Raw genomic sequence first — 4,446 nt, 5'->3', positions numbered from 1 at the left:
CGACCCCCGCTGCCCTTCCCTTCGTTGCCGACATCCCCACGTCCGCCGTCACGGCCGTTACCGTCATCGCCGCTTCCCCGCTTTCGTCTCGCACATCGTCAATTTCCTTTCATCAGCCCGCTCGCGAGCCCGATGACCACCGGGACCACGCCGACTGTCAGGAACGCGGGCAGGAAGCACAGCCCCAGCGGAGCCGTCACCAGCACGCCCGCGCGCCGGGCCCGTATGCCCGCCGTCCTGTTCCGCTCGGCACGCCATCGGCCCGCGAGGCGGGACATGGGCTCCACTGCGGGAACGCCCGTCGCCTGCGCGCGCTCCAGACAGCGCGCCAGTGATCGCGCCCGGGGAAGGTCACCGAGGCGGCTCCAGGCCGCGGCGGGGTCACCGCCGAGCCGTACCTCCGCCGCGGCCTGGGCAAGGCCCTTCCCCACGGGTCCGCCCAAGGAAGCACCCACCGCCTCGGCCGCCTCCCTCGGCCCGGCACCGGCGGCTAGGCAGGCCGCCATGAGGTCGGCGGCCAGTGGAAGTTGTCGCTCCACTTCGTCGGCCGACACCGGCGGCACCGCGCCCTCGGCGTCATGGGCACCACCGCCCGCCGCCCGCTGCCGTCGCCACCGCCACATGCCGTACACCGCGGCGAGTCCCCACAGCCATCCGGCCGTTCCTCCGACGAGGATGGGGCCGACAGCCACCACGCCCAGAGCGGCCAGTCGTCGTCCGATCCCCGGGAGCCGGTCCGCTCGCGCCTTGAGCGACTTCAGCGGTCCGGGCGGGGCCACCTCCTCGCCCCGGGCGATCAGGGACTCGGCTCTGCGGCGTACCGCGCGCCCCTTGTGAGCAGCCCTCAGGAACAGTGCGACGATCATGAGAGGGGCCGACGAGACCAGGGCGAACAGAATCTCCGCCATCCACAGACTGTGGATAACATGTGCATTCATACGGTCCGCCTCCTTCCGGTCCGCGGCACGACACTCGGAACCCCGGCCGCCGCATGCACGATCCGCCCTGTCCACGCGAGCCCGGCGCTCTCCAGAAGGCCCCCGAGGACCAGGCACCCCAAGCCCATCGGCGTATGCAGGAGCACACGCAACGGCTGCGCCCCGAGCGCACTTCCCATGAGGAGAGCGAGAAGGGGCAGCACGGCCAGCATCACGGCCGTGGACCTCGTGCCCGCCAATTGAGCCTCGAGGTCCTCCCGTTGATCCCGTTCCGCACTCAGCGCTGCCGCCACCCGCTCCAGCCCGGCCGCGAGCCCGGCGCCGCCGTCGACCGCTACCTTCCAGCACGCGGCCACCCCATGCAGCCCCTCGGCCCCCGGCAGGCGGCCCACCGTACGCAGGGCCTCCGGCACGTCTCCGCCGAAGCGCGCCGCCGCCGGGACCACCGCCCAGCCCCGCCCCAACTCCCCGGTCGGAGCGCCCAGCAACGCCTCGGCGGGCTGCCGTCCCGCCCGCAGTTCACCCGCAACGGCCCCGCAGAGCTCGATCACCGCCGCCTCCCTGCGCTCCCGCTCCTGCCGAGCGTGCCGCCCGGCGAGCCACCTCCGCACCAGCGGCACCGCGACCACCGCCGCGACCAGCGGCAGCACGGACTCGCCGAGGAGCGCCAGGACGCCACCGACCGGCAGGCACACCAGCTCACGCCGCTCATTCGCCAACCGCCTCAACCTGCTGCCCCACCCGGCGAGCCATTCGGGCGGCACCGGTCCGGCGGGGTCGATCGCCGCGCCTCCCGCGAGCAGCAGCCTCGCCCTGCGCACGTCCTGGCCGGGCCGGTTCAGCGACCGGACGAGGATCATGGCGCCCAACGTCACCATGAACGCGAGAGCGGTGTACGGCGCCACCGTGGAAGCCGTCACGGCGCGCACCCCCCACGCTCGCACAGCTCCACCAGCCGCTCCCAGCCACGCGCCTGCTCGAACCCCCGCACCCCGCGAACGGCCGCCGGAACAGTCGTGACGAAGCCCTCGCGGTCCCGGTCCAGCACATGGATCTCGGCGACACGGCGAACCCCGCCCCGCTCCCGCACCAGATGAATCACCACGGACAGTCCAGCCGCCAACTGGCTGTGCAACGCCGCACGATCGAGGCCCGCCGTGGAACCCAGAGCCTCCAAACGGGCAGGGACGTCCGCCGCGGCGTTCGCGTGAACCGTGCCGCAACCTCCCTCGTGCCCGGTGTTCAGCGCGGCCAGAAGGTCCGTCACCTCGGGCCCGCGCACCTCCCCGACCACCAGCCGGTCCGGGCGCATCCGCAGCGCCTGCCGCACCAGGTCCCGCAGCGTGACCAGACCGATGCCCTCCTGGTTCGCGGGCCGTGTCTCCAGACGCACCACATGCGGGTGATCGGGACGCAGTTCGGCGGAGTCCTCCGCGAGCACGATCCGTTCGTCCGGGGCGACCAGCCCGAGCAACGTCGTCAAGAGCGTCGTCTTGCCGGAGCCCGTCCCTCCGCTGATGACGAAGGAGAGCCGGGCGTCCAGTACCGCCCGCAACAGCCGCTCCCCGCCCGGCGGAACCGTCCCCGCGGCGACCAGATCGTCCAGGGAGAAGGCGCGCGGCCGCACGACCCGCAGCGAGAGGCACGTCGAGCCGACCGCCACCGGCGGCAGGACGGCATGCAGCCTCGTCCCGTCCGGAAGGCGTGCGTCCACCCAGGGCCGGGCGTCATCCAGCCGCCGGCCGGCGATCGCGGCAAGCCGCTGCGCGAGCCTCCGTACCGCGGCCGCGTCGGGGAACGTCACCTCCGTGCGCTCCAGGCCGGAACCCCGGTCCACCCAGACCTGATCGGGCGCGGTGACCAGCACGTCGGTGACATCGGGCTCGGCAAGCAACCGCTCCAGAGGACCGGCGCCGACCAGCTCGGAGCGCAACCGGGCCACGACACCCAGCACTTCGGCGTCCCCCAGCAGCCGCCCCTCGCTGCGCAGGGCCTCGGCGACACGGGCAGGGGTCGGCTCCATGCCGCTCTCGGCGAGCCGCAGCCGCACGGCGTCCAGCAGGTCGGCGCTCACAGCGGACCACCACTGCCGTCGGCCGTCACCTGGGCCCAGAACTCCGTGCAGAACTCGGCCAACGGCCCACGGGCCGCACCCGGCGGCCTCCCCGCTGACAAGGCGACGGGCAGGCCGGGCTCCTGAGGCAGCTCGCCCGCCAGCGGCAGTCCGAGCAGGCGGGCGATCTCCTCGCCGTCGAGCCCGGCACCGCAGGGGCCGCGCACCACCGTCCTGAGATCGCCGAGCACCGCCCCCACGGTCGAGGCGACGCGCTGCGCCGCCACCACGGCCCGCAGCTCCGACGGCACCACCAACAGGCCCATGTCCAGCTGCCCGAGAGCCTCAACGGCGGCATCGTCGAGCCGACGGGGCAGGTCCACGACGACCGCCCCGCCCCGCCTGCGGGCAGCGGCGAGGACGGCTCGCATGGCATCGGGCGGCACGCTCGCGCACATGCTCCTGTCCCAGCTGAGCAGCCGCAGCGAGTGCAGCTCGGGCAGCGCCTCCTCCAGCGCCTGGCCCGCCACCCGGCCCCGGGAGTCCGCGAAGGCCGGCCAGCGCAGCCCTTCGCTCTTCTCACCGCCGAAGAGCACGTCCAGTCCTCCACCCAGAGGATCGGCGTCGATGAGCACGGTGCGCCGCTCCACGCGGGCCGAAGAGACGGCGAGCGCACAGGCCAGCGTGCTCGCTCCCGCTCCCCCGCGCCCACCGATCACTCCGACGGTGAGGGCAGGGCGCCCGGCCCCCTCCGTGGCATCGGCGATCCGGTCGACCAGCCAGGTCTCGTGCTCCGGGAGAAGCGCGACACCCCGGGCCCCCAGCTCCACCGCGCGCCGCCAGATACCCGGATCGCCGGCTTCACGGCCGACGAGCACGGTTCTTTCCTTCGGGAGCCCGGACGCGGCTCTCGCGACCCGGGCCGCGCAGTCGTCCCCGACGAGGATCAAGGGCGCCCGTTCCCAAGCTCCTCTGCGGCCGGGCAAACCCGACGCCACCTCGGGCACGACCCCGGCCGCGGCACACAGCCGCAGCAGATCGTCGAGCAGCGCCTCGTCCTCCGTGACGACCAGCGGACCGGCCCGGCCCCTCTCGGCGGCGGGCGGCCAATCGGATGCACTGGATCCGGCCACGACGTCCTCCCCGTCCCACTACGCGCTCCCCGTTCCGTGAACATCGCGGAACAGCGCGGGGAATCACCGTGCCGGTATCTGAGAAATCGTGTGGATCTTGGTTGAAAACTGTGGACAACTGAGCCGTTGTGAATATCCCAGTCACCTATACCGGTGACTTCCGGAGCGCAGCCTGGCGATTACGCAGCGTGACGCGTAGGAAGGAGGGGAGGCGGCGGCGATCCACACGCCGCGGAGAGGAAGGAGAGTCGTCACGGAAGCGCGAAATGCGTCCGGACATGCGACGACCCCCGCCGGGGGGGAGAGCGGGGGTCGTCCCCAC

4 protein-coding genes are annotated in these 4,446 nt (G+C 73.2%); all 4 read right to left on the bottom strand.

The features are described 5' to 3' along the window. Positions 1–98: 98 nt before the first annotated feature. Genes K6I34_RS32475 through ssd form a run of 4 tightly spaced genes read right to left on the bottom strand, consistent with a single transcriptional unit; the run spans position 99 to position 4,124 of the window. Positions 99–908: a type II secretion system F family protein gene (locus tag K6I34_RS32475; RefSeq protein WP_229331622.1), complete on the bottom strand. Its 810-nt coding sequence runs from the start codon at positions 906–908 to the stop codon at positions 99–101. Positions 909–934: 26 nt separating this feature from the next. Then, entirely contained in the window at positions 935–1,816 is an 882-nt protein-coding gene (locus K6I34_RS32470; RefSeq protein WP_229331624.1) for a type II secretion system F family protein, read from the bottom strand. A 38-nt stretch (positions 1,817–1,854) separates the two neighbouring features. Further along, on the bottom strand, positions 1,855–2,961 hold the full coding sequence (locus tag K6I34_RS32465; protein ID WP_229331623.1) for a TadA family conjugal transfer-associated ATPase: 1,107 nt from the start codon (positions 2,959–2,961) through the stop codon (positions 1,855–1,857). Positions 2,962–3,008: 47 nt separating this feature from the next. Further along, complete coding sequence (ssd, locus tag K6I34_RS32460) at positions 3,009–4,124, bottom strand: septum site-determining protein Ssd (RefSeq protein ID WP_229331621.1); 1,116 nt, start codon at positions 4,122–4,124, stop codon at positions 3,009–3,011. Positions 4,125–4,446 lie beyond the last annotated feature (322 nt).

Origin of the sequence: Streptomyces sp. UNOC14_S4, assembly GCF_020740835.1 — a bacterium.
GTDB lineage: Bacteria > Actinomycetota > Actinomycetes > Streptomycetales > Streptomycetaceae > Streptomyces.
The sequence above is the reverse complement of the archived record's forward strand: the minus strand, read 5'-3'. Positions and strand labels throughout refer to the sequence as shown.